We start from the raw sequence: 24,480 nt of genomic DNA, 5'->3' as shown, positions 1-24,480 counted from the left end.
AACAATGGCCCACGAATTCAAGGACATCGATCCGAATGCGCCCGCCGGCGCCAAGCTCACGAACTGGTTCGAGAACCGTTTTCCCACGGCTTTCGACGCCTATCGCGTGCACATGTCGGAGTACTACGCTCCGAAGAATTTCAACTTCTGGTACATCTTCGGCTCGCTGGCGCTGCTGGTGCTGGTGATCCAGATCGTCACCGGCATCTTCCTGGTGATGCACTACAAGCCCGACGCCGAAAAGGCGTTCGCCTCGGTGGAGTACATCATGCGCGATGTGCCCTGGGGCTGGCTGATCCGCTACATGCACTCCACGGGTGCGTCGGCCTTCTTCGTCGTGGTCTATCTGCACATGTTCCGCGGTCTTCTGTACGGTTCGTACCGCAAGCCGCGCGAACTGGTCTGGATCTTCGGCTGCGCCATCTTCCTGGTGCTGATGGCCGAGGCCTTCATGGGCTACCTGCTGCCCTGGGGCCAGATGTCGTACTGGGGCGCCCAGGTGATCGTGAACCTGTTCTCGGCGATTCCCTTCATCGGCCCTGACCTGGCGCTGCTGATCCGTGGCGACTACGTGGTGGGCGATGCCACGCTCAACCGCTTCTTCAGCTTCCACGTGATCGCCGTGCCCCTGGTGCTGCTGGGCTTGGTCGTGGCCCACTTGCTGGCGCTGCACGATGTGGGCTCCAACAACCCGGATGGCATCGAGATCAAGGGCCCCAACGCGCCCAAGGACGCCAAGGGCCATCCGCTGGACGGCATTCCCTTCCATCCCTACTACACGGTGCACGACATCTTCGGCGTGACGGTGTTCCTGTTCCTGTTCTCGGCCGTGGTGTTCTTCGCGCCCGAGTTCGGCGGCTACTTCCTGGAGTACAACAACTTCATCCCGGCCGATCCGCTGAAGACGCCTTCGCACATTGCGCCGGTCTGGTACTTCACGCCGTTCTACTCGATGCTGCGTGCCATCACCAGCGAGATGATGTACGTGCTCATCGCCTGCGTGGTGCTGGGTGCGGGCTTTGGCGTGCTCAAGTCGCGCCTGCCGGCCGCCGTCAAGGGCGTGGTCGCCATCGTGGCCCTGGGCGTCATCGCCATGATGCTGTCCATCGATGCCAAGTTCTGGGGTGTGGTGGTGATGGGCGGTGCCGTGATCATCCTGTTCGCGCTGCCCTGGCTCGATTGCAGCCCGGTCAAGTCCATCCGCTACCGCCCGAGCTGGCACAAGTATCTCTACGGCATCTTCGTGATCAACTTCGTGATCCTGGCCTATCTCGGCGTGCAGCCGCCTTCGCCCATCGGCGAGCGCGTGTCCCAGGTCGGAACGCTGTTCTACTTCGGCTTCTTCCTGCTGATGCCCTGGTGGAGCCGTCTGGGCAAGACAAAACCCGTTCCCGATCGTGTGACGTTCAAGCCGCACTGAAGCTGGAGAGAACAACAATGAAGAAACTGATTCTCACGTTGATCGCGGCCCTGGGCATCGTGACCGGTGCACAGGCTGCCGAAGGCGGCATCGCCTGGGACAAGGCCCCGGGCAAGACGAATGACACGGCATCGCTGCAAAACGGCGCCAAGCTGTTCGTCAACTACTGCCTGAGCTGCCACTCGGCCGCATTCATGCGCTTCAACCGGCTGCAGGACATCGGGCTGACCGAGCAGGAAATCAAGGACAACCTGCTTTTCACCACCGATAAGGTCGGCGAGACCATGAAGGCGGCCATCAACCCCAAGGAAGCCAAGGAGTGGTTCGGCGCCAATCCTCCGGACCTGACGGTGATCGCACGTTCGCGTGCCGGCCACAACGGCACGGGCGCCGACTACCTCTACACCTTCCTGCGCACCTTCTACCGCGACGACACCAAGGCCACGGGCTGGAACAATCTGGCCTTCCCCAGCGTGGGCATGCCCCATGCGCTGTGGCAACTGCAGGGCGAGCGCCGCGCTATCTTCGAAGAAGCCGAGGAGCACGGTGTGAAGACCCAGGTTTTCAAGGGGTGGGAGCAGGTCTCTCCTGGCAGCATGAGCGCAGTGCAGTACGATCAGGCAGTTGGCGATCTGGTGAACTACCTGCAATGGATGGGTGAGCCGGCACAGAACAGCCGCACCCGCATTGGCGTGGGTGTGCTGCTTTTCCTGGCGGTCTTCATCTTCATCGCATGGCGCCTCAACGCCGCGTTCTGGAAAGACGTCAAATAAAACCGTGACTGCAGAAGGCCGTGCAAGCAATTGCTGCGGCTGAACTGTGTGCAGAGTGGGCGCCGCGAGCGACCCACTCTTTTTGATTTTTAGGAGCCTCCACCATGATGGTGCTTTATTCGGGAACGACCTGCCCCTTTTCACACCGTTGCCGCTTCGTCCTGTTCGAAAAAGGCATGGACTTCGAGATCCGCGATGTGGACCTGTTCAGCAAGCCTGAAGACATCAGCGTGATGAATCCGTACGGCCAGGTGCCCATCCTGGTCGAGCGCGACCTGATCCTGTACGAATCGAACATCATCAACGAGTACATCGACGAGCGCTTCCCGCATCCCCAGCTGATGCCCGGCGACCCGGTGGACCGCGCCCGCGTGCGCCTGTTCCTGCTGAATTTCGAAAAGGAACTGTTCGTCCACGTGAGCACGCTCGAGGAGCGCAACGTCAAGGGCAACGAAAAGGCCATCGAGAAGGCCCGCGCCCACATCCGCGACCGCCTGACGCAGCTGGCTCCCGTGTTCCTCAAGAACAAGTACATGCTGGGCGAGAACTTCTCCATGCTGGACGTGGCCATCGCCCCGCTGCTGTGGCGCCTGGACTACTACGGCATCGAGGTGTCCAAGAACGCCGCCCCGCTGCTCAAGTACGCCGAGCGCATCTTCTCGCGCCCTGCCTACATCGAAGCGCTGACGCCTTCCGAGAAGGTGATGCGCAAGTAATTCGCATCGGTTGACGACTGATTGCGCGGGCAGGGAAGGCGGTCAACCGGTCGCCATCCTGCCCGTTTTCGTGTTCCGACTACTCAGACCACTCATTTCCTGGGATCGTCATGACTGCCCCCGAAGCAACTTCCACCCGCCCCTACCTGATCCGGGCACTGTACGAGTGGTGCACCGACAACGGCTTCACGCCCCACATCGCCGTGCGTGTGGACCGCAATGTGCAGGTGCCGCGCGAGTTCGTGCGCGACGGCGAGATCGTGCTCAACGTCAGCTACGACGCCACCAGCGGCCTGCAGATGGGCAATGATTTCATCAGCTTCACGGCCCGCTTTGGCGGCAAGCCCCGCGAAATCATGGTGCCCGTGGAGCAGGTGATGGCCATCTACGCACGCGAGACCGGGCAAGGCATGGCTTTCCCGGCGCCGGAGCCCGAGGCCGAAGCCGACAACGATGTTTCGCCCGGGCAGGCGTCCGATGAGCCTGTGCCACAGGACGCCGCCGCTGAGGTGCCGGCCGAGCCTGCATCCGACGAGCGCGTGGTGCAGCTGGTGAGCATCCACAGCGAAGGTGATGACGAAGAGCCACCGCGCACGCCGCCGCCTTCGGGCACGCGGCCTTCGCTGAAGCTGGTCAAGTAGGTTTTTCGCATCGGCGCGCATGCCGTTGCTCCCGCAAGCGTGCTTGGCCCCATCGGGAAAGTCTGAGGCAGCATTTTTCTGCGCTAGAATGCGTGCTTCGCCGGTTTAGCTCAGTTGGTAGAGCACCCGCCTTGTAAGCGGTAGGTCGTCAGTTCGAATCCGACAACCGGCACCAAAAACATGAACCCGTATGCTCAAACATACGGGTTTTTTGTTTTCTGACAAAGGTTTAGCCGTGTAAGCATGCCTGTACATGCCCATGCATGCAGCTACACAGCGCGACTTTTCTTGTATCCCCTCGTGTATCCCTGCAAAATCTCCTGGTTTTTCTAACTCAGGGATACAAGGCATGAAGCGAGAAGAAATCAAGCGAAGGCCCATGCCGGATACGGTGATAGAGAGCCTTGAGCCGGGCGCCACCATGTACCGTGAGCGGCACGGCGATGGCGTGTACCTGCGAGTGAAGCCGAGCGGCACGAAGGATTGGCAGCTCAGGTACAAGACGCCAGAAGGGAAGTGGGCTTGGCTGGGGATTGGTGGATACGGCAAGGGTACGCATCAGCTCACCGGCCAGCAGGCGCGCGAGAAGGCCCGCCAGTGGCTCAAGCAGTCCAAGGATGAGGGAGTTCCGCTGCCACAGGTGAAAAGCCCGCCTGCGCTGGAAGGTGTGGAGCCACGCGAGACATTCGCCCAACTGGCAGCGGAGTGGCTTAAGGTCAAGAAGGACGCCAAGAGCTGGACAGGTGACACCTACGACCGCGCCAAGGCCATGATTGAAAACCACGTTCTGCCCAGCATGGGAGCACGGGACTACACAGCCATCCCCGCCAGCGAATGGTTTGCCCTGTTCAAGCGGATGGAGGAAAAGGGCATTCTCGAAACCATCGCAAAGGCACGGGCCTACTGCCGCGACATCTACGCCCTGGCCCAGGTGACCGACCGCTCACAGTTCAACCCCATCGACAACCTGCACAAGTTCATCGCGCCCAGCCGCAATGAGAACTTTGCCCATGTATCCCAAGCAGAGGTTCCCGGCCTGATTCGTGCGATGCGCGCCCATCCTTCGCGCTCTCTGTCCATCGGGTTGCAGTTGCTGGCGCTGCTGGCCGTGCGCCCGTCCGAGCTGCGTGAAGCTCCATGGGATGAGTTCGACCTTGAGGCGGGGCTATGGACTGTGGCGGCCAGCCGGAAGAAGGAGCGCCGCGAGTTCGTGTTCCCGCTGCCAGGCCAGGCCGTCAAGCTGTTGCATGAACTGAAGCAGTACGCCGGAAAGAGCCCGCTCCTGTTCCCGGGCCGCGCCAGCATGGACACGCCCATCAGCAACATGACGTTCAATCAGGCCCTTTCCCGCATGGGCTACAAGGGGCGGCAGACACCCCACGGCATGCGCCACCTCTTCAGTACGGCGGCCAACGAGGCTGGCAAGGAGTGGCGCATCGTGGATAGCGCCTTGGCCCACAAGGTCAGAGGCACTGAGGGCGTCTACAACAAAGCGCAGTACCTGTCCCAGCGCCGTGAACTGATGCAGTGGTGGGCCGACAGGCTGGACGCCATGGCGGCAGACCTTGCTGGTGTGCGTGCTGCGTGAAGCAGCTGGAAGAAGATCAATACTGAAACATTTTGTTTCTTTTGTCGCGCGCGATTTGTATTTTTGTGGTGTTCCGAGTGTTCCGGTGTTCCATATAAGGTAAGTTGTTGATTTGATTATTATTTTTTCCTTCCTTTTTTGGAACACCATAAGAAGTCATGGTGTTCCAAGTGTTCCGCCTAGTGCATGCTGTGCTTATTGCTAATGAATATGTAGCGGTCTTGGCGTGCTAGCCGCGTGAAACGACACTTCACACTGGTTTTTCCACGGGAATCGTGGCGAAAGCCCTAGCCCTATGCTACTTTGAGCTAAACCCTAAGGCAGCTGTAGCCACCTCGGCATCCACCTGGCGTGGAGGTCATCACGGAGTGCCATCTGACCAGGTGATGGGTGCATCGACGTGCCGCCGCCCCGTGCTTGAAAGGCGGCGTCGTCAAATTGCGTAGATGTCCTCGGGGCGAAATGCCGATGGTTGGTGATTATGTTGAGAGCTGCAGCTTGCCAAGGAATACCGTTTCGAGCATCTGGTTAAGCTATATCGTCCCCGAAACGCTTTTCTGCTACAGCAAGCGCCTCCGCCCAGGGAATCAGTTTGCTGGATAATTTCTGGGAATGCACCGCAATTCGAACATGGTCGTTCAGATCGTGGGCTAAACCAGAGTATCCAGTTGGTGCATGACGCGCTGACAAGCGCTCGAATAGAGAAGAATGAATACCAACCAAAGAATTTTCTTGGGTGAGTACATCGAACCTATATGTGAAAACCAACCTGCCCTTTTTTACGTCGAGCATTGTTGACTCGCTCTCCCAGTAGCCATGCTCCTTCATCGTTCCAGTGAAGGATCGCCCTGTCACTACGAACCCGTCCAAATCTTGAACGAAGTGCTCGATCATGTAGCGGCGCTCATTGGAATGTCCATAGAACCAACCGATCCACGTGCCGTGAATGTAGTGCTCGCCAAGAATTACTCCGTAAAGCCAATCCCACCGTTCCATCAACCACCTAATGCCAATTGACAATAGACGATATAGTCCGGCAGAGCCAATCAGTGCTGCAATTGGAAGCGCAAATGGAAAGAATCCGCTATATTTCGTTGCTTCAGGCGCTACATATGCAATAAGAACGAACATTAGTGCCACGGTTATACTTGCAAGCAATGCATTGAATTTCGCAGATGGTGTCATAGGATGGGAAATTAAATTACTGACTTAATATCATTTGGTTCTATTTTGGGCTAGATTCTTTTGCTGAATTTCCAGCCTCGTGGTTTGAAATCAGTTCTTTGAGCATACTGAATGGCAGGCGGCCTCTGAAGCGGTCCATGACTAAATTTATGGGGGCGCCAGACTTGAGCATTAATATGGCTTCCTCTTGTGCCATGCTTGTTTGTATATCCGGGTTTCTTATGTTGTATCGTTCGCTTTCATATTCGAGCCTTCTAATTCTGGAGTTCAGTACTCTTGTATTTTCAAGAATCTCACTCCAAACATCTTCTTTGGCGCGTGGTTTTGACGGAGCCTGCGTCTCTGTGCTTTTAAGAATCTTTGAAAATCTGTCTTCAAATTGTGGCCAGTATGTATCAAATACTTGTTCAAGAATTCGTGTGTCTAGCCCGCCTGATGCGAGTGCACTATTTAAAGTCTTTACAAGACCCAGCACGCTTTCACGTGTAGGAAAGGTATGATTGAATTGAGCTAGTGGATCTTCAATGTCTTTTGGTTCCAAATCAATCAGAAGAGTGCATACTCTGGATGTGGAAAGACCTTTTGCCAGTGCCCCAGCCTCAAAAAGTATCCAGGGACGGCCTTTATTCTCTTGAGTTAAGCATATAATTCCGACGGTTGTATCTTTTAATTGATCGTTAATTTCTCCAAACCAAAGCGTTCCTCTATCTAGATCGCGTGTCGAAATCCATGGGCGAGATGCCTGAATAACACAACATAGCCAATCACTAAGTAGATTTGCAATCTCTTTGCTGCGCTGACCAGACCAACTTAAAAAAACCTTCATATCATCTCCCCATTTTATCGGGATTAATTGCAAAGAAAACTGTAGGAAAATCACATATTGTGGATTGTTCTGAGTAGTAGCCTCTCCTTAAGATAAATCACAGCTTAGCGTCTTGGCGTGTTTTAGTATGAAAATAGACTATTAAATTAAAACGGAAATCCGCCATTTACATAAGTTGCTTGCAACGCTGCAACTGGATCAGCCTGGCGAGCGCATTCTTCCCGCACTATAGCTTGCGCACGGAGTTGGAGCATCCTACTGGCCTAGCACATCACATGATGCTGGCTTCACTGGGTCTTGCATGAGGGAACGCTTTGTGTCGCCTGTGCGACGCCTTCAGTCTGTGAACGGAGACCGTCAAAATGGTGAGGGGGCACACCCAAAGCAATCGCGTGTGACTGCTTGCCGGCAAGCTACTGTGCGTTCGAGTTATCGAAAGCGCTTTGCACAGAATTCATCCAGTACATTGATGCTAGGGACCCTCCGTAGAAACTGGTTTTTTGAATTTTCAAACCAATTAGATCAACATGTTACGAGCGTTCGTTGGCTGGAAATAGGTGTCTTGTAGACATTGCTGAGTGAAGATTGATGCAGCGTGAGCTGCTGCATTTTCTCGTGGACGCCACTTGCCGCGCCCTTGGCTTGTTTTTCGTAGGTTCGCGGAAGTATTGAGGGTAATTTTGACTCGAGAACGAATGGCGACCAGCGCTTGCGGCGCTAACAGTCACTGCACCGAACGGCGCGGCTGTTGCCTTGACAGCGCCGCTCGTTGACAATCGGTTAAAAATATGTCACCAAAGACCCCCTACGAACACATATCTGATCAACTGTCGGCCATGCGCCTAGTAGCCAAGGCCTTCGGCTTCTTCAGCCCCCAAGTGCGAGAAAGCTGGCGCCAAGTGGAGTCCCAATTGGCGGCCGTGGAGAAGATAAAGATGAGCATCGCGCTATTCTCCGAGCGTTACGTGCCGCTCGGTTGGGCGAATTACGACCGCATGTCATCGAAGGTCCTCATAGAATTGGAGAATTGCAGCGTGGAGCAGGGAGAGCAGATCCTCACGCAGCACCACCTCGATGAGCAGACTCTACAGGTGTTAGGCTACAGATTTCATCTGCCCCAGTTTCAGCCTTGGGTCGCAATCTACGAGCGCGCCATCGAGCGGTGTAAGACGGAAGATTGGCTCAGTGCCGTTCCTCTCATTCTCGTCATCATCGACGGAATCTGCACAACAAGTTCTGGCAAGCATCCGTTTTCTGGCGGCGCGGACGCGGACGTCTTCGATACTCAGACTAGCGGCACAGGCGGGTTGGCGGAAGCGTTGAAGGTGCTTGGAGCCACTCGGCGCAAGCTGAGCGAGGATCCCATTGACGCCCCCTTTAGACATGGCGTCGTCCATGGGCTAAACCCGAACTACGGCTATCCCATCGTCGCAGCCAAGGCACTCAACCTGCTCCAGGCCACCACTGACTACTTTGTCAGCATCAAAGACGAAGCAAAGCGGCTTGCCCGCGCAGAAGAGGAGCAGCGGCCGGCCAGCTTCCAAGAGATTGCAAAATCCATGCGCCAAACAGCAGACCTCAAGGCGGCGTTGGATGCATGGCAGCCCAGACCTGAGCGCACCAGCTTGGCTATCGACAAATCATGCGCGGAACTGGCCGACGATACGCTGCCTGAAACGGTCGCCGCAAAGTACTTGCAGTTTCTGGAAAAGGCCAACTACGGAGCGCTGGCTGCGCTTCACGTTGACTATCCTCAGCGCTCAAGGGCCCACCGCGCGGGGCAACTTCGCCAGGAACTAAAGGGGATACGCGTGCTGCATTGGTCTATCAGCGGTATCCGTGACGTAACTGCTAGCATTACCACGGTCAGTGTGGATGTCCAGGTTGAAGTTGCCGGACGGCGAGACGAGTTCTCGGGACATCTAAGAATGATGTACGCGGACCCTTCTTTCGAGCCTATGGTGCGTAGCGCGGTCGAAGGCCAGTGGTATGTCATGCCCAACTTGACTACCAACCTTTGGGTGAAGAGGCTGCAGCTCGAGGCACATTAAGGTCAAGCCATTTGCAGCAACGACAGTTAGTCGACGATGCTCGCCGTCGTTACTCGAGTTATTCGAGCTTGGTTCCCCCGTCTTACTGCCTGAATGTGAGGGATGCCGCGCTTGACTCCGCGTGTTTTTGCAAAGCGCTGCGAATCCGGCAATCCCTTGAACTTAACTAGCGGCGGCAGCTCATCTCAGGCGCTTGCGAGCCCTTGGTAGGCACCCGAAGGGGTCACGGCCGAGGCCACTTTTCCTTCGGCTAGGCAGCGCAAGGCTCAGGCTTCCGATTGAACTGTCGGAGAACATACGAAGGTCCAGGGGCGCGTTTTCTGTACCATCGAAAGTACAGTGGCGAGGCTTTCTAAAGTGCTATGTTGCACGGCTTGCCTGGCGGCGATGAGCCAGCGCCCCATCTCGGCTGTGCGCCGCATGCTCGGTATTTTTCCCGCAGGTTGCATGACTGGAGTGCACTCATGGTCGTACGGCAGCGTTGTCGGTTCGCAGCACGCGCCCTCTGCTTGGTACGCGGGCGAAGCCTAGATTCCGTGCGTACCGCCTGCGTACCTTGGCATCTTTCAACAGCAGCGCAGTCAGTCAGCCCCCAACGCCCAGGTGTAGGTGCGCGATGTTTTTGCCCCGGATAGTCCGGCCAGATGAAAAGCGGGGAGCCTGCCCGCCTGCCGGGGCATTCTCTACAGGTGTTGCACTGAGGCAGTGTGGTGACAAAGACTTATCAGCGGGAAGACCTGCGAGCCCTGCTGGGCATGAGCATGCAGAGCGGGGAGAGCTTGGGCGAAGGCGGCGCAGTGCGCTATGTGTTCCGGCGTGATGGGCTTTGGCTGGCGCTGGATGAAGAAGCGGTGCGGCTGGCGTTGCCGCAGGAGTTGGCGGCCTGCACCGGACTGAGCGACCCTGAGCCGAAGCAGGGCGAGCCTGGCGTGTATGGCCTGCCGGGGCAGCGCCCGCTTTTACCTTTTCCGTTCACAGCCCGGCAGCTCCTGGAGTTTGATGAGTCCGCTGGGGGTGTGGTGTACGAACGCTGCGAGCGCGGCGCCTTCACGGAGGAATGGGTGGCCGAGCTGGCGCAGGCGACAGGGCAAAAGGACGAGGCCAAGGCGAGACACAACGCTGCCGAGCTGGCGCGGTATGTGATGGAGTGGGAGCCGCTGCCAGGGGTGGCGAGAGGACTGGGGCCAGAAGATGCGGACGCCATGGAGGGCTTGCCCACTGCTGAGGTGGACGTGCTGCCAATGAAGCGCCAGCGGCGGGACTTGCTGGCCCCGCTGGTGGAGAAGGCCATGCAGGTCTGTGCCGGCGATGCAGCGCAGGTTTTCGTGTTGATGCGGGCGTGGGCTGTAGGGCCAACGCCGCGGCCGCCACTTGTGGGCGTGACGGAGGATGGCCGTATCCAGTGGCGAGATGCGAACGACAAGCCCCAGGAGCTTTCAAGGGACAGCCTGCGCGACCGAGTAAGGAGGGCGCGGGCAGGCTCCAACGCGCGATAGCAGGCGCGAACGCGCGCGAGGTGGTAGACGCGGCCCCCTCCGCAGACATTCGCGGCATGTCTCACAAAGCGCAAGGACGCAAGAACATGCCTCTTATCAAGAAATCTACTGCCGCCACTCTCATCGGTCAAAGCCGTTCCAGCATCGAGCGCCTGGTGAAGCTCGACCCCAGCTTTCCCCGCCCCATCAAGATGGGTGACCATCGCCAAAGCGCCGTGTTCTTCGACGATGGTGAGCTGAACATCTGGATTGAAGCCCAGAAGGCCAAGCGCACGCCTCGCCTGCAGGTGGCCGCATGAGCGCCTTCGCCATCATTGACTCCGCAGAGCCAGGAGTCTCCCGCAGCACCACACCGATGGCAGGCCGTGAGCTTGGCAACGATTACGCACGCGCCGCTCTCGACGCCCAGGCAGTGCGCGCCGCCCAGGCCTCCCGGGTCATGCGCGCCGCGCTCGATGCACAGGCTGCGCGCGCCGCCCAGACTGCCGAGCACCTGGCCGACGCCAAGCTACGGGCTTTTGCTGGGGGGCATGAATGATGCTGCTCGCCATCTTCTACGTCGCCGCGCGCATCCGCCATGCATGGAGGGTTCAGGCATGAGCCCAAAAGAAAACGCCCAGCCCCGCAATGCAGAACTGAGCGCCCCTAGTAACGGCACTCATCGTATCAGCTCCCGCAGCCTGACGCCACGTCAGACCCGTGTGGTTCGTGCCCTGGTTGATTCGGGAAACTGGATTGCCCGCGAGGCCATTGACCGGATTGCCGGTGCAGCCAACGGCCCGGAAATCATCCGCCAACTGCGCCGGCGCTTCGGTCATGACGCCATCGAGATGGAGCGCATCACCGTGGTGGACGGCGACGGCCTGCTTACTCAGCCGGGCCGCTACCGCCTAACTGACATGGGTCGCCAATCCCTGGCAGAGAAGGGGGTGAGGTGATGCGCCGTCCCTTCCATTGCCGCAGCCTGCCGTGCTACAGTGGCTGTAAGCCGAAAGGCCCGGTGTTTGAAACCACCACACAGGAGCGGTTGCAGCCCCCACCTTTAAGCGGGGCTTTGTCACGCCAGAATTCTGAGGGTTGGTGCGCGTGCGCCAACCGCATGGTTACGGGCGGGATGGGGCTACCCGTAAGGGCGCCCACACGGCTTCTGACGTGGTTTCAACATCCCGTCCACCCGCTGCGTTTGAAACCGCAAAGGGTGGTCCTTGACACTCCAGAAGGAGCCAAGACCATGCCTACCACTTCCCTTGCCAGCCGCCGCGCTGCGCCTCCCATGCCTGTCCGAGGCACCACTGATCCCATACAACTGCATGCCGAGGCGCACAACGCGCTGAACATGGCTGTGTTCTATCTGCGCCAGCCCCAGGCCAATCTGCCCGGCGCCCGCCGCAAGGCCATTCAAGCCCTGTCCGCCCTGCGCAACCTGTCCGCCACCCTGGAGGGTTGAACCATGACGACCAAGAAAAACGCTGCCAGCGAGGCAGTGGGGGCGCAGCCTTGCCAAAAACAGCCTGACGTGCAGCCGCGCGATGCCATCGACTGCATTGCACTTGGACGGCCGTTATCGGCACTGCCGCCACCGTTGTCTGATACCTGTCAGCAGGACCTTTCGGCCTGCAGGCGGATGTTTGGCGGACTGCATCCCGAGGACGTAATTGACCCCCTTCGCACTGCGGCAGAAGCCCTTGAATGGGTTGTCGAGATTTCCAAAACTATTGAAGCCGAGGCCGCGAGCAATACACGTATCCGACGCCTGGCAAACATGGCGGCATTTGTGGCAATGGACGTGGCGAACCTGACGGAGAGCAGCTATGAAGACATGCTGGCTGCTATCAAGAAGGGCGGTGCTTTATGAGCGCTGTGGCCATTGCCCCGTGGCAGAGGGCGGAGCGCGATGAACTGGCGCTGTCCTGCGTCGAGGAAATTGAGTCCATCAGCGTTCATCTGAGAAGCCATCTGCCCACCGAACCTGAATACCTTTTCCTCCGCTCCATGGTGTTGCGCATCATTGAACTGAACAGCGTGGCAATGTCTGTGCTGAGTGGTGAGGATGACCGCGCTACGGAAGAACTGCGCCGCGTGCTGGAGATGGGGCAATGATTGCCGGGCAATTTTCCCAAGCCATGGAGGCCGCTGGTGTCCTGCCGCCTGACACCATCCACGCCGATGGCCAACTGCATAGGTTTAGCACTACCGGAAAGCGCAGCGACAGTGCGGGCTGGTATGTGCTGCATGCAGACGGCCTGCCGGCTGGCGTGTTCGGTTGCTGGCGCAGCGGGCTGACCCAGGTCTGGTGCAGCAAAGCAGACATCGCCATGTCCCAGGCCGAGCGCGACACCATGCGCCAGCGCGTGCGTGACGCGAAGGTTCAGCGTGATGCCGCGACCCTGCAGCGCCAGCAGCAGGCCCACTCAGAGGCATGCGCAAGGTGGGAAACAGCTTTGCCGGTGATGCAGCACCCCTACCTGACCGCCAAGGGCATCCAACCGTTTGGCCTGCGTGCCGAGGGTGCCGCGCTGCTGGTGCCCATGCGGGACACATCGGGCATCCTGCACAGCCTGCAGACCATTGCGCCTGATGGCCGCAAGCGGTTCATGTCCGGTGGCCGTGTTCATGGCTGTTATCACGCGGTAGGCCGACCCGGCATGGCACTGGTGCTGGGCGAGGGCATGGCAACGATGCACAGCATTCGCGCCGCGACTGGCCTGGCCGTGGCCGCCGCATTCAGCGCCGGCAACCTGGCCCCCGTCGCCCAGGCCCTGCGCCGCAAGTTCCCGACTATGCCCATCATCCTGGCGGCTGACGATGACCACACCACCGAGGGCAACCCCGGCATGGCAGCAGCGCGCGCCGCCGCGCTGGCTGTGGGCCGCCTGGTGGTGGCTCCGCAGTTCCCTGCTCACCGCCCGCGCAAGGCGACCGACTTCAACGACCTGTTTTCCCTGGCTGGCACTGGCGCGGTGCGCGCGTGCTTTGCCGAGGTTCTGGAGGGCTTGCCCCATGAAAACCACTGACCACAGCACCGCAGCCGTAGCGCTGGCTTGTAACCGTGCGCGGCTGGTGCGTATTGCACTGACCAGGCGCACTCCGTGCTGGCCGCACCCGCTCCACTTTCAGGCAGAGCCCGCGCTCAAGCAGGCCCGGAAGCCCGATGCCCAGGCGCTGGCCGCGCTGCGCAAGGCGTGCGCCAGGACAGACCCTGCCCCCATAACCATCGACGCTGGCCCACTGCTTGTCAAGGCTGGTGCGCTGGTGCTGGACGTGCGTGCCACTGAGGTGACTACATGCTGATGAACAGCAGGAAGCCGCAGGCCGCGGCTGTGCAGAGCCTGGCCGATTTGTGGGAGCGTGTCGGGTGTCATGTGAAGGTGCGGCCGCTCCCACCAGCAGCGCCAGGCATCAGGGCCAGCGTCAACAACCCCATCCCCGGCGAGACCGAGCGCCCGCGCTTCGTTGTGCTGGACGATGAGTACCAGGCCGCAGACGGCACGCGCTACCGTCCGGGCGTGTGGCACTTCGGGGCAAAGCCGGGTCGAGGCAATGCGCCGCCTACGCTGACGCAGCAGCGCATCAGCGGCCCTTTGCACATCGAGGCCGTCACCTTCGACAGTGCGGGCAACAACTTCGGGCGCCTGCTGCGCTTTCGAGATACGCGCGGCCACTGGCGACAGTGGGCCATGCCGATGGAGATGCTCAAGGGCGACGGGGCAGACCTGCGCGGCGTGCTGCTGTCCATGGGCGTATACATCGACCCCAGCCAGGCCGGCCGCCAATCGCTGGCCGTGTACCTGCAAAACCAGACACCAGTGCGGCAGATGGAGGCTGCTACGCAAACGGGCTGGGCAGGTGGCGACTTCAAGGCGTTTGCCCTGCCCGATGGCGTCATTGGTCCCAGGGCCGCGCGCGTGACCTTTCAGGCCCAGGGGCTGCACGTTGATGAGTACACCCAGCGCGGCACACTGCCCGGCTGGCAGGCGTCTATCGCAGCCTCTGCCGTGGGCAATCCCATGTTGGTGCTGCCGCTGTGCAGTGCCTTCGCTGGCCCTTTGCTGGCGCTGGTGGGCATGGAGTCTGGAGGGTTGCACCTGGTGGGCGACAGCTCGACCGGCAAGACCACGGCTCTGCAGGCCGCGTGCAGCGTCTGGGGTGGCGAGAGCTACCGCCGCAGTTGGCGGGCCACGGCCAACGGCCTGGAGGGAACCGCCGCCCTATTCGGCGATGGCCTGCTGGCACTGGATGAAATTAGTGAATGTGACCCCCGTGATGTAGGCGAGGTGGTCTACATGCTGGGCAATGGCCGAGGGAAAGCCCGTGCCAGCCGCAGCGGAGCCGCCCGCACCGTCACCCGCTGGCGCAGCTCAGTGCTGTCCACAGGTGAGCGCAGTATCGCCACCAGCATGCAGGACGCGGGCCAGCGCATCAAGGCTGGCCAAGCCGTGCGCCTGCTGGATATACCAGTGCAACGCCGGCATGGCGCATGGGACTTGCTGCACGGCCACGCCAGCGGCCCGGCGTTCTCCGATGCCATCAAGCGCGCCAGCCGCCAGCATCACGGTACAGCGGGCCGGGCCTTCCTGGAGAAGCTCACGCGCGACACGCAGGACATGGCCGCAAGTTTGGAGGCCATCAAGGCCGAGCTGATGACCAGCACCAGCGCCAGTGCAGGCGATGGCCAGCCCGCCCGAGCTGCTGCCCGCCTGGCTGTGCTGGCGTTGGCCGGGGAGCTGGCCACTGCCTACGGCATCACCGGGTGGAAAGAAGGCGAAGCCACCAGCGCGGCGCAAGTCGGCTTTGCCGCTTGGCTTGCGCAGCGCGGTGAAACTTCAGGCAACGCCGAGCAGGGGCAGGTGCTGCAGGCGGTGCGAAGTTTCATCGAACGCCATGGGGATAGTCGCTTTTCGGATGCCAACGGCGCCTACGACGAGAAGGAGCAGCGCGTGCAGAACCGTGCGGGTTGGTGGGCGCATGACGGGCAGGGAATGGAGTATTGGTTTACTGCCGATGGTCTGCGCGAGGCGCTCAAAGGCTTTGATTTCGGCTCGGCCATTCGTGTATTGCAAGGTGCAGGAACAATGCCATTACCTGGAAAGGATGGCAAGTCATCTAAGAGCAAGAGAATTCACGCCCGTAAAGAGCGCATTTATCAAATACAGTATGAAAAGCTGGATTGATATTCTGATTGCTGGGTTTGTGGAACACCGGAACACGCTGGGTGTTCCTAGTGTTCCGCCATAACCTATTGATTTTTAAGGATGGAACACCGGGAACACCTGGAACACCGTGAACTAACAAAGGCCAGGTGATGAGCCGTCCGGCGGCGATGGACGGGCAGGCAGGGGAGGAACTTGGAGTTGGCCCGCCCACTGTGGCGGGCTCTTGCGTTGGCGGAGGTGGCCAGCGCGGGGCCTGCAGGTTGGCCGTTGCAAAGTCGCTGGGGAATTTGTATCCCCTGGTGTATCCCTGATTTTTGGATGTGTTATTTGTTTTTAAAAATCAATGACTTGCATGATTTTTAGAATCCGACAACCGCACCAAAAGGTCTCCTCAGGAGGCCTTTTTTCATTTCCGTGCCCCGATTTCAGCAGCCGCTCTTCAGTGGCCGGTCAGGCCTGGACCTTGAGGCGGATCTCGGCCACATCCCAGCCCTTGGTGCGCAAGTGGGCGGCCATGGCCGGCAGCAGCTGGCGTATCTTGGCCGCTGCCGCGTTGTTGCGCACCAGCAGGCACCAGGTGCTTCCCTCGATGGGGCCTGCCTGCAGGCTGTCGCGCAGCAGCGGCGGCACCAGGGGCAGGATGGCCGTCAGGCGATTGCTGGAGTCGCGTGTGAGCTGGGCGAGCCGGGCCAGTGTCGGCGAGTTCTCGACAGCGTGCAGGGCGGTGACGGCGTGGTTGCGGCGTGTGAAGGTCATGGGCTTGAAGGCTGGTCAGGCAGCGTAGGCATGCGCCAGCCGGGACCCTCGTTATAGCAGCATCTGCAGGGCGGCGCGGGTCCGGGAATTCGGGTTCAGGGCTCTGCGGTCGCATGCGTCGGCCTGCCTGGAAGAGGGTTGGACAGAGACAGTTAGAATCAATTGTTCGGTTCTCGCTTCAGCCCGGCCGCATGTGTTCTCCAGCAGGGTACTTGCAGGCAGGTGGAGCGGCCCCATCTGAAATCCAACAATCTAGGGATTCCAGGCACACCGCAGTCCGCTTCAGCGGGTGGCGGTGTGTCTTTTTCGCATGGCCACCAACTTCCTCACCAAACTATTCGGCAGCCGAAACGATCGGCTTCTCAAGCAATACCGCAAGACGGTCGTTCGCATCAATGCGATGGAGCCCGACTACGAGAAGCTCAGCGACGAGGATCTGCGCGCAAAGACGCAGGAATTCAAGGAGCGTGTGGCCAAGGGAGAGTCGCTGGACGACCTGCTGCCCGAAGCCTTCGCCGTGGTGCGCGAAGGGTCCAAGCGTGTCATGAAGATGCGCCACTTCGACGTCCAGTTGCTGGGCGGCATGGCACTGCACTACGGCAAGATCGCGGAAATGCGCACCGGCGAAGGCAAGACGCTGACCGCCACGCTGCCGGTCTACCTGAACGCACTGTCGGGCAATGGCGTTCACGTGGTGACGGTGAACGACTATCTGGCCAACCGCGATGCCACCTGGATGGCCAAGCTGTACAACTTCCTCGGCCTGTCGGTGGGCATCAACCTGCCCAACATGCCGCGCGAGGAAAAGCAGGCCGCCTACAACAGCGACATCACCTACGGCACAAACAACGAATACGGCTTCGACTACCTGCGCGACAACATGGTCTACGAGTCGGGCGACCGCGTGCAGCGCGTGCTCAACTACGCCATCGTCGACGAGGTGGACTCCATCCTGATCGATGAGGCCCGCACACCGCTGATCATCAGCGGTCAGGCCGAGGACCACACGGCCATGTACGTGGCCATGAACAAGATCGTGCCCAACCTGGTGCGCCAGGAAGGCGAGGCCGATCCCCGCACGGGCGAAGGCGTGACCAAGCCCGGCGACTTCACGGTGGACGAAAAGAGCCACCAGGTATTCCTGACCGACCAGGGCTACGAAGCCGCCGAGCGCCTGCTGGGCCATGCCGGCATGATTGCCGAGGGCGCCTCGCTCTACGACCCGGCCAACATTACCCTGGTCCACCATCTGTATGCGGCGCTGCGCGCCAACAATCTCTACCACCGTGACCAGCACTACGTGGTGCAGAACGGCGAGATCGTCATCGTCGACGAGTTCACGGGCCGCCTGATGGCGGGCCGGCGCTGGAGCGATGGCCTGCACCAGGCTGTCGAGGCCAAGGAAGGCGTGACCATCCAGGCCGAGAACCAGACCATGGCCTCGATCACCTTCCAGAACTACTTCCGTCTCTACGGCAAGCTGGCGGGCATGACGGGTACGGCCGATACCGAAGCCTACGAATTCCAGGAAATCTACGGCCTCGAAACCGTGGTGATTCCGCCCAACCGTCCCAGCAAGCGCGACGACCAGCTCGACCGCGTCTACAAGACCACGCGCGAGAAGTACGAGGCGGCGATCCGCGACATCCGCGAATGCCATGAGCGCGGCCAGCCCGTGCTGGTGGGGACGACCTCGATCGAGAACTCGGAAATCATCGACGAGCTGCTCAACAAGGAAAACCTGCCCCACCAGGTGCTCAACGCCAAGCAGCACGAGCGCGAGGCCGACATCGTGGCCCAGGCCGGCCGTCCCGGCATGATCACCATCGCCACCAACATGGCCGGTCGTGGTACCGACATCGTGCTGGGCGGCAACATCGAAAAGCAGGTTGCGGCTGTCGAGGCCGATGAATCCCTGTCCGAAGCCGAACGCCAGCAGCGCATCGAACAGATGCGCGCTGACTGGAAGATCGAGCACGACAAGGTCTCGGCCCTGGGTGGCCTGCGCATCATCGCCACCGAGCGCCATGAATCTCGCCGTATCGACAACCAGCTGCGTGGCCGTTCGGGCCGCCAGGGCGACCCCGGCTCCTCGCGCTTTTACCTGAGCCTGGACGATGCGCTGATGCGCATCTTCGCGGGCGACCGTGTGCGCGCCATCATGGACCGCCTGAAGATGCCCGATGGCGAAGCCATCGAAGCCGGCATCGTGACCCGCTCCATCGAAGGCGCTCAGCGCAAGGTCGAGGCCCGCAACTTCGACATCCGCAAGCAGCTGCTCGAATACGACGACGTGTCCAACGACCAGCGCAAGGTGATCTACCAGCAGCGCAACGAGATCCTCGACGCCTCGGACCTGCACGAGATGATCACGGTGATGCGCGATGACGTGGTGTCCGACCTGGTGCGCCAGTACGTGCCCGCCGAGTCCATGGAAGAGCAATGGGATCTGGCCGGCCTGGAAAAGGCGCTGGAAAGCGAATGGCGCATCCAGCTGCCGCTGCAATCGCAAGTGCAGTCCGCGCATGCCATCACTGACGAGGAGATCCTCGAGAAGGTGCTGCAGGCTGCCCGTGAAGTGTTCGAGGCCAAGGTCGAGCTGATCGGACGCGAGAACTTCACTCAATTCCAGCGCGCCGTGCTGCTGCAAAGCTTTGATACCAACTGGCGTGACCACCTGTCCGCGCTGGACTATCTGCGCCAGGGCATCCACCTGCGTGGCTATGCCCAGAAGCAGCCCAAGCAGGAATACAAGCGCGAGGCTTTCGAGCTGTTCCGCCAGCTCATCGACCAGGTCAAGACCGAAGTCACGCGCGTGCTGATGACCGTGCAGGTGCAGTCGCGCGAACAGGTGGAGCAGGCCACCGAGGCCATGGAGCAGCGCAGCGCCCACAGCCTGGAGCACATGACCTATGGCGCTCCCTCGGATGGCGACATCGGTGGCTCCGTCGAAGACGAGCCGCTGGAGTTGCCCGAAGGCGCTCGCGTAGGCCGCAATGATCCCTGCCCCTGCGGCAGCGGCAAGAAGTACAAGCAGTGCCACGGCAAGCTGTCGTGATGCGGCCGGCGTCGTAAGACGCCGCAAGACACGGAAAACGGCACGGATGCACTCCGTGCCGTTTTCTTTTTTAAGGTCGATGAAATACGTGCCGCCCCGGTTTGTTCCGATAATGGAGCGCGTTTTTCTTTCACTGTAGGAAGCCCCTCAATGCCTGTGAATCTCTCCGCTCCCGTGCACGCCGACCTGTTGGCGATCAACGGCGTTCGCATCGGCGTCACCGAAGCCGGTGTGCGCAAGGCCAACCGCAAGGACCTGTCCGTGTTCCTGCTCGACGAGGGCGCTTCGGTGGCGGGTGTGTTCACGCAGAACCGTTTCTGCGCAGCGCCCGTGCAGGTCAGCCGCGAGCACTTGGCCCAGACGTCCGGCGCCATCCGTGCCATGGTCATCAACACAGGCAATGCCAATGCCGGCACCGGCGCTGACGGACTGGCGCGCGCGCGCCGCACCTGTGCGGATCTGGCTGCGCTGCTGCAGCTCAAGCCCGAGCAGATCCTGCCGTTCTCCACTGGCGTGATCATGGAAGAGCTGCCCGTGGATCGCATCGCCGCCGGCCTGCCAGCTGCCATCACAGCAGCCAAGGCCGACAACTGGGGCACGGCCGCCGAAGGCATCATGACCACCGACACCCTGCCCAAGGCCTTCAGCCGCGCCGTGGACATTGGCGGCAAGCGCGTGAGCATTACCGGCATCAGCAAGGGTGCAGGCATGATTCGCCCCAACATGGCGACCATGCTGGGCTTTCTGGCCACCGACGCCGCCATCGCACCTGAGCTGCTGCAGCCTCTGGTCAAGGAGCTGGCCGACGGATCTTTCAACCGCGTGACCATCGACGGCGACACGTCGACCAACGACTCCTTCGTGCTGGTCGCCACGCACAAGGCCGGCAATGCGCAGATCACTTCGCTGACCAGCGCCGAAGGCCTGGCCCTGAAGGCTGCATTGCTGGATGTGTCGCGCCTGCTGGCCCAGGCCATCGTGCGCGACGGCGAAGGCGCCACCAAGTTCATCACCGTCAAGGTGGAGGGCGGCAAGACCGAGGCTGAGTGCCGCCTCGTGGCCTATTCCATCGCGCATTCACCCCTGGTCAAGACGGCGTTCTTTGCCAGCGATCCGAACCTGGGCCGCATCCTTGCGGCGGTGGGCTATGCTAGCATCGACGATCTGGACCAGACCAAGATCGACCTGTACCTGAACGATGTGCATGTCGCAGTCAATGGCGGCCGCAACCCTGCCTATCAGGAGGAAGACGGCCAGCGCGTGATGAAGCAGCAGGAGATCATCGTGCGCGTGCTACTGGGCCGAGGGCAGGCCGAGCAGACCGTGTGGACCTGCGATCTGAGCCACGACTACGTGAGCATCAACGCCGACTACCGCTCCTGACTCTCCACCCACCGTGCCGCCGGCAGCCGCAGGCCTTGTGCCTGGCTGCTGCCAGCTTTCAATGGCGGCCGGCGCGCAAAAGCTCTGGCGTTGGCATGAGATCCATCTCGATTCCCGGGCATATCCAGCGTCGGTGGCCGTGAGATCCGTATTCGAGAGACATCCATGACATTGCCCACAGAAGCCGTCGCCGCCCCCTTGCTGCAACTCGTGCAGCGCGCCGAGCAGCTGATGCAGCGCATCGAGGCCATCCTGCCCCAGCCGCTGCAATCCCCCGCCGACTGGAGTGCCTCCATCGCCTGGCGCTATCGCAAGCGCGCCAACGGCTGCGGTTTGCTGGAGCCCGTGCGCCATGTCGGCGCCATGCAGCTGTCCGACCTGCAGAACATCGATGTGCAAAAGGACAAGATCGCGCGCAACACCGAGCAGTTCGTGACCGGCCGCACGGCCAACAACGTGCTGCTCACCGGCGCGCGCGGCACGGGCAAATCCTCGCTGATCCGTGCCTGCCTGCATGCTTTTGCTTCGCAGGGCCTGCGCCTGATCGAGGTGGACAAGGCCGATCTGACCGACCTGCCCGACATCGTCGATGTGGTGGCCGGCCGGCCCGAGAAGTTCATCATCTATTGCGACGATCTGAGCTTTGAGGAAGGCGAGCCTGGCTACAAGGCCATGAAGTCCATTCTGGATGGATCGGTCAGCGCCGCCAGCCCGAACGTGCTGGTCTATGCGACCAGCAATCGCCGCCACCTGCTGCCGGAGTACCAGTCCGAGAATCTGACCTACCAGCGCGGCGAGGATGGGGAGCTGCATCCCGGCGAGGTGATTGAGGAAAAGATCTCGCTGTCCGAGCGTTTCGGCCTGTGGGTGAGCTTCTACCCGTTCAGCCAGGACGAGTACCTGCGCGTGGTGGCACAGTGGCTGGAGGCCCTGGGCCTGGATCAGGCCACGATCGAGGCGGCACGCCCGGAGGCCCTGGTCTGGGCGCTGGAGCGCGGTTCACGCAGCGGTCGCGTGGCCCACCAGTTTGCGCGCGACTATGCGGGCCGTGCCGAGCGCCCGAGTCAGCGCCAGACCGGCATCGCCGATGTCCAGGGGTTGGCTGAAGAGGCTGAACTCTGAGCACCTGCTGCCTGGCCCTGGGCTGGGCAGACTTTTTTGCGAAAGATCAAGTGACTGAAAAAGAAATCTCCCCCAAGGCCCGCGCTGAGGCGGCCGAGTCGCAGGCGCCAGTGCGGCGCAAGCACACCGAAGTCGCCGTTGGCGTGCTGCTTCGCGAGTCCGATGGCGCGTTGCTGATCACCAGCCGTCCGCCGGGCAAGCCGTATGCAGGCTACTGGGAGTTTCCGGGCGGCAAGATCGAAGCCGGTGAGACCGTGGAGCAGGCCTTGCGCCGCGAGATGCAAGAGGAACTGGGCGTAGAGATCGCGGCCGCTGAAGTCTGGAAGGTGACCGAGCATGACTATCCGCATGCCCTGGTGCGCCTGCACTGGTGCAAGGTCACGCGCTGGAGCGGGGAGTTCGAGATGCGTGAAGGCCAGCAGATGGCCTGGCAGCAACTTCCGCTGCAGGTGCATCCGGTGCTGCCAGGTGCCTATCCGGTGCTGCAGTGGCTGAGCGAGGAACGCGGGCTGCCTTTCGATGCCGGGTTCTACGAGGCAGGCCAGCCGAAAGCCTGATCGGGCCTGATCAAGGCTCGGTGCGAGGATCGCCGAAGGGCGCATCCTCGGGCGGCATCGGTGCAGGCACGCGGAATTCCTCATTGGCCCATGCGCCCAGGTCGATCTGGCGGCAGCGTTCGCTGCAGAAGGGGCGGAAACGGTTGGCTGGTGCGAACAGGCTGGGGCCTGCACAGGTCGGGCAGCGCACCGTGGGGCCGGCAGAAGAGAGGCTGGCGGGCTGGGGGGCGGGGGCGCTCGAGGGCATGTCGGCCGTCTTGTCCATCAGCTGCAAAGCGTGACCTCGAACGAGGCATCTTCGCTGCAGGGTTGAGGCTTGGCGCCGTTCTCGGGGCGGAGCAGGCGCACCGAAACCAGTAGGCGGTTGCCGCTGATCTCCGGAACCAGATTCAACGACGGGTCTATGCGCAGGCGCAGCAGCTGAAAGCTGCGGCCGGGCGGCATGGCCTGCTGGAACACGCCTTTTTCGGCAGCCACCCATTGCGGCACGCCGGTTTCGCGCAGCAGCTTGAGCAGCAATTGCAGCGACTGACCCAGCGGGGTCAGGGTGCTGGCCCAGTCCTCCAGATCGCGCAGGCGTATCTGGGGATCATGGAACTGCCAGGCGTGATAGGCCGGAAGGTCGAAGCCGCAGGTGCCGCCGGGGATGCCGATGCGGCTGCGCACGGCCATCAGCCACTCGTTTTCAGTCAGGGTCTGGCCGGCCTTGCCGTTCTGGGCATTGAGCTGGGCAAAGCACTGCTCCACATGGCGTGAGACCTGGTCAAGCATGTGCTCGGCAATGTCGGGATTGCCGCGCAGGCTGTCGAGCAGGCTTTTGTGGCGCTCAAGGTCCTTGAGCACGTCCGTCTTCAGGTCGGTACGTGCCGCCACGTCCATGATCTCGAAGATGGTGACCAGCGCAAAATGGTGATCGATGGAATGAGCGCGCGACAGCAACTCGCTCAGGCGGCGATATAGCTGTTCCAACCGGAGGTAGGTCCTCAGGCGCTCATTGAAAGGATATTCGTACAGGATCACGCTTGCTGGGCTCCTCGGGGTGCACAGGAATCAGCTGTCTACGTCGTGCACATGCTGAATTACACGCACAGGCCAAGCCATGGCGTGCATCATAGCCCGAACCATGCAGAGATTCGATCGGTGCATGCGCGCAAAGCCTCTATCGTCATGGCCTCGTCGTTGTAGAGCACCCAGTCGGCGGCTGCCAGCCGTGCCGCACGTGTGGCCTGGGCCGAGATGATGGCCTGCACCGCCTCGCGTGGCAATCCGTTGCGCGCGATCACGCGAGCGATCTGCGTTTCGGTGCGGCAGTCAACGACCAGCACCGCATCAAGCATGGCAGGCCAGCGGCTGGACTCCACGAGCAAGGGAATGTCATGCACGATGAGTCGGCACCCAGCCACTGTGGCCTGCTCCACTTGCCGGGCCGTCTGCTGCGCCACGAGGGGATGGACGATGGCCTCCAGCTGCTGTCGTGCCGAGGGCTGCTGAAAGACCAGTTCGCGCATGCGCGTGCGGTCCAGGGCGCCGCTGGCATCAATCAGTTCGGGCCCGAAGACGCGCGCTATCTCGGGCAGAGCAGCACCTTCGGGGGCGGTGAGGCTGCGAGAGATCTGGTCGGCATCGATCACGGCCGCTCCGCGCAAGCCCAGTTGCGCTGCGACGGTGCTCTTGCCGCTGCCAATGCCGCCCGTCAGGCCCAGCCGAAACGGGCGTGCAAGCAAGGGCGGGGCGATGCTGGGGGCCATGCCGCAG

Annotated in this window: 25 protein-coding genes, 1 tRNA gene and 1 pseudogene; 20 read left to right on the top strand and 7 right to left on the bottom strand. The window is 61.1% G+C overall.

Annotated features, from left to right (window positions below; translation table 11 throughout):
• The first annotated feature begins 4 nt into the window (after positions 1 to 4).
• From ACN20X_RS26185 to ACN20X_RS26160, 6 genes are all read left to right on the top strand, one after another.
• Positions 5 to 1,420 (top strand): cytochrome b, encoded by a 1,416-nt coding sequence (locus ACN20X_RS26185; RefSeq protein ID WP_016451018.1) that lies wholly within the window; start codon positions 5 to 7, stop codon positions 1,418 to 1,420.
• A 17-nt stretch (positions 1,421 to 1,437) separates the two neighbouring features.
• Positions 1,438 to 2,193: a cytochrome c1 gene (locus ACN20X_RS26180; protein WP_016445599.1), complete on the top strand. Its 756-nt coding sequence runs from the start codon at positions 1,438 to 1,440 to the stop codon at positions 2,191 to 2,193.
• Positions 2,194 to 2,297: 104 nt separating this feature from the next.
• Positions 2,298 to 2,909, top strand: coding sequence for a glutathione S-transferase N-terminal domain-containing protein (locus ACN20X_RS26175; protein WP_012207298.1), 612 nt, complete (start codon positions 2,298 to 2,300; stop codon positions 2,907 to 2,909).
• A gap of 110 nt (positions 2,910 to 3,019) precedes the next feature.
• A complete protein-coding gene (locus ACN20X_RS26170; protein WP_017405520.1) occupies positions 3,020 to 3,550 on the top strand; it encodes a ClpXP protease specificity-enhancing factor in 531 nt (176 codons plus the stop codon).
• Between the two features lie 99 nt (positions 3,551 to 3,649).
• Positions 3,650 to 3,725 (top strand) — tRNA-Thr (locus ACN20X_RS26165).
• A gap of 174 nt (positions 3,726 to 3,899) precedes the next feature.
• The gene (locus ACN20X_RS26160; protein ID WP_473210034.1) at positions 3,900 to 5,138 is read left to right on the top strand and encodes a tyrosine-type recombinase/integrase; all 1,239 of its coding nucleotides are present in this window, start codon (positions 3,900 to 3,902) and stop codon (positions 5,136 to 5,138) included.
• 528 nt (positions 5,139 to 5,666) lie between these two features.
• On the opposite strand, the gene ACN20X_RS26155 is transcribed toward ACN20X_RS26160, so the two are convergent.
• Positions 5,667 to 6,323, bottom strand: a complete 657-nt coding sequence (locus tag ACN20X_RS26155; protein ID WP_473210033.1) for a hypothetical protein — start codon at positions 6,321 to 6,323, stop codon at positions 5,667 to 5,669.
• Positions 6,324 to 6,363: 40 nt separating this feature from the next.
• Positions 6,364 to 7,149, bottom strand: coding sequence for a toll-Interleukin receptor (locus tag ACN20X_RS26150; RefSeq protein WP_473210032.1), 786 nt, complete (start codon positions 7,147 to 7,149; stop codon positions 6,364 to 6,366).
• Positions 7,150 to 7,937: 788 nt separating this feature from the next.
• Here ACN20X_RS26150 and ACN20X_RS26145 point away from each other — a divergent pair.
• The 9 genes from ACN20X_RS26145 (at position 7,938) to ACN20X_RS26105 (ending at position 13,710) form a co-directional block, all read left to right on the top strand.
• Positions 7,938 to 9,200, top strand: coding sequence for a hypothetical protein (locus tag ACN20X_RS26145; RefSeq protein ID WP_473210031.1), 1,263 nt, complete (start codon positions 7,938 to 7,940; stop codon positions 9,198 to 9,200).
• 710 nt (positions 9,201 to 9,910) lie between these two features.
• A complete protein-coding gene (locus ACN20X_RS26140; protein WP_473210030.1) occupies positions 9,911 to 10,696 on the top strand; it encodes a hypothetical protein in 786 nt (261 codons plus the stop codon).
• An 86-nt stretch (positions 10,697 to 10,782) separates the two neighbouring features.
• On the top strand, positions 10,783 to 10,995 hold the full coding sequence (locus tag ACN20X_RS26135; protein WP_473210029.1) for a helix-turn-helix transcriptional regulator: 213 nt from the start codon (positions 10,783 to 10,785) through the stop codon (positions 10,993 to 10,995).
• Positions 10,992 to 11,234, top strand: coding sequence for a hypothetical protein (locus ACN20X_RS26130; RefSeq protein ID WP_473210028.1), 243 nt, complete (start codon positions 10,992 to 10,994; stop codon positions 11,232 to 11,234). Before ACN20X_RS26135 ends, ACN20X_RS26130 begins: the two co-directional genes overlap by 4 nt.
• A 58-nt stretch (positions 11,235 to 11,292) precedes the next feature.
• The gene (locus ACN20X_RS26125) at positions 11,293 to 11,634 is read left to right on the top strand and encodes a hypothetical protein (RefSeq protein WP_473210027.1); all 342 of its coding nucleotides are present in this window, start codon (positions 11,293 to 11,295) and stop codon (positions 11,632 to 11,634) included.
• Between the two features lie 293 nt (positions 11,635 to 11,927).
• Complete coding sequence (locus ACN20X_RS26120; RefSeq protein ID WP_473210026.1) at positions 11,928 to 12,143, top strand: hypothetical protein; 216 nt, start codon at positions 11,928 to 11,930, stop codon at positions 12,141 to 12,143.
• A 3-nt stretch (positions 12,144 to 12,146) separates the two neighbouring features.
• Positions 12,147 to 12,551 carry a hypothetical protein gene (locus tag ACN20X_RS26115; protein ID WP_473210025.1) on the top strand — a complete coding sequence of 135 codons (405 nt, stop codon included), beginning with the start codon at positions 12,147 to 12,149 and terminating at the stop codon, positions 12,549 to 12,551.
• The gene (locus ACN20X_RS26110; protein ID WP_473210024.1) at positions 12,548 to 12,796 is read left to right on the top strand and encodes a hypothetical protein; all 249 of its coding nucleotides are present in this window, start codon (positions 12,548 to 12,550) and stop codon (positions 12,794 to 12,796) included. The genes ACN20X_RS26115 and ACN20X_RS26110 overlap by 4 nt, the downstream gene beginning before the upstream one ends.
• Positions 12,793 to 13,710, top strand: coding sequence for a toprim domain-containing protein (locus ACN20X_RS26105; protein ID WP_473210023.1), 918 nt, complete (start codon positions 12,793 to 12,795; stop codon positions 13,708 to 13,710). Before ACN20X_RS26110 ends, ACN20X_RS26105 begins: the two co-directional genes overlap by 4 nt.
• Here ACN20X_RS26105 and ACN20X_RS26100 read toward each other — a convergent pair.
• Positions 13,680 to 13,769: pseudogene (locus tag ACN20X_RS26100) on the bottom strand (hypothetical protein); the annotation flags it as partial. The gene ACN20X_RS26105 and the pseudogene ACN20X_RS26100 sit on opposite strands and share 31 nt — an antisense overlap.
• 211 nt (positions 13,770 to 13,980) lie before the next feature.
• Here ACN20X_RS26100 and ACN20X_RS26095 point away from each other — a divergent pair.
• A complete protein-coding gene (locus ACN20X_RS26095; RefSeq protein ID WP_473210022.1) occupies positions 13,981 to 15,867 on the top strand; it encodes a DUF927 domain-containing protein in 1,887 nt (628 codons plus the stop codon).
• A 432-nt stretch (positions 15,868 to 16,299) separates the two neighbouring features.
• On the opposite strand, the gene ACN20X_RS26090 is transcribed toward ACN20X_RS26095, so the two are convergent.
• A complete protein-coding gene (locus ACN20X_RS26090) occupies positions 16,300 to 16,605 on the bottom strand; it encodes a hypothetical protein (RefSeq protein WP_016445601.1) in 306 nt (101 codons plus the stop codon).
• 310 nt (positions 16,606 to 16,915) lie between these two features.
• On the opposite strand from ACN20X_RS26090, the gene secA reads away from it, so the two are divergent.
• The 4 genes from secA to ACN20X_RS26070 all read left to right on the top strand — a co-directional run bounded on the left by secA (position 16,916) and on the right by ACN20X_RS26070 (position 22,725).
• Entirely contained in the window at positions 16,916 to 19,663 is a 2,748-nt protein-coding gene (gene secA, locus ACN20X_RS26085) for a preprotein translocase subunit SecA (RefSeq protein WP_016451020.1), read from the top strand.
• 150 nt (positions 19,664 to 19,813) lie between these two features.
• Positions 19,814 to 21,046: a bifunctional glutamate N-acetyltransferase/amino-acid acetyltransferase ArgJ gene (argJ, locus tag ACN20X_RS26080; RefSeq protein ID WP_046986119.1), complete on the top strand. Its 1,233-nt coding sequence runs from the start codon at positions 19,814 to 19,816 to the stop codon at positions 21,044 to 21,046.
• A gap of 165 nt (positions 21,047 to 21,211) precedes the next feature.
• Positions 21,212 to 22,168, top strand: coding sequence for an ATP-binding protein (locus ACN20X_RS26075; RefSeq protein WP_046986120.1), 957 nt, complete (start codon positions 21,212 to 21,214; stop codon positions 22,166 to 22,168).
• A 50-nt stretch (positions 22,169 to 22,218) separates the two neighbouring features.
• Positions 22,219 to 22,725, top strand: a complete 507-nt coding sequence (locus tag ACN20X_RS26070; protein ID WP_016445605.1) for a (deoxy)nucleoside triphosphate pyrophosphohydrolase — start codon at positions 22,219 to 22,221, stop codon at positions 22,723 to 22,725.
• Positions 22,726 to 22,735: 10 nt separating this feature from the next.
• Here the strand turns inward: ACN20X_RS26070 and ACN20X_RS26065 are convergent, their stop codons facing one another.
• From ACN20X_RS26065 to coaE, 3 genes are all read right to left on the bottom strand, one after another.
• Complete coding sequence (locus ACN20X_RS26065; protein ID WP_016451023.1) at positions 22,736 to 22,990, bottom strand: DNA gyrase inhibitor YacG; 255 nt, start codon at positions 22,988 to 22,990, stop codon at positions 22,736 to 22,738.
• Positions 22,990 to 23,745 carry a cell division protein ZapD gene (zapD, locus tag ACN20X_RS26060; RefSeq protein WP_016445607.1) on the bottom strand — a complete coding sequence of 252 codons (756 nt, stop codon included), beginning with the start codon at positions 23,743 to 23,745 and terminating at the stop codon, positions 22,990 to 22,992. Before zapD ends, ACN20X_RS26065 begins: the two co-directional genes overlap by 1 nt.
• 89 nt (positions 23,746 to 23,834) lie before the next feature.
• Complete coding sequence (gene coaE, locus ACN20X_RS26055; protein ID WP_250438418.1) at positions 23,835 to 24,473, bottom strand: dephospho-CoA kinase; 639 nt, start codon at positions 24,471 to 24,473, stop codon at positions 23,835 to 23,837.
• Positions 24,474 to 24,480 lie beyond the last annotated feature (7 nt).

Source organism: Delftia sp. PX-1, assembly GCF_055797465.1.
This window is presented reverse-complemented; position numbering and strand designations above follow the sequence as displayed.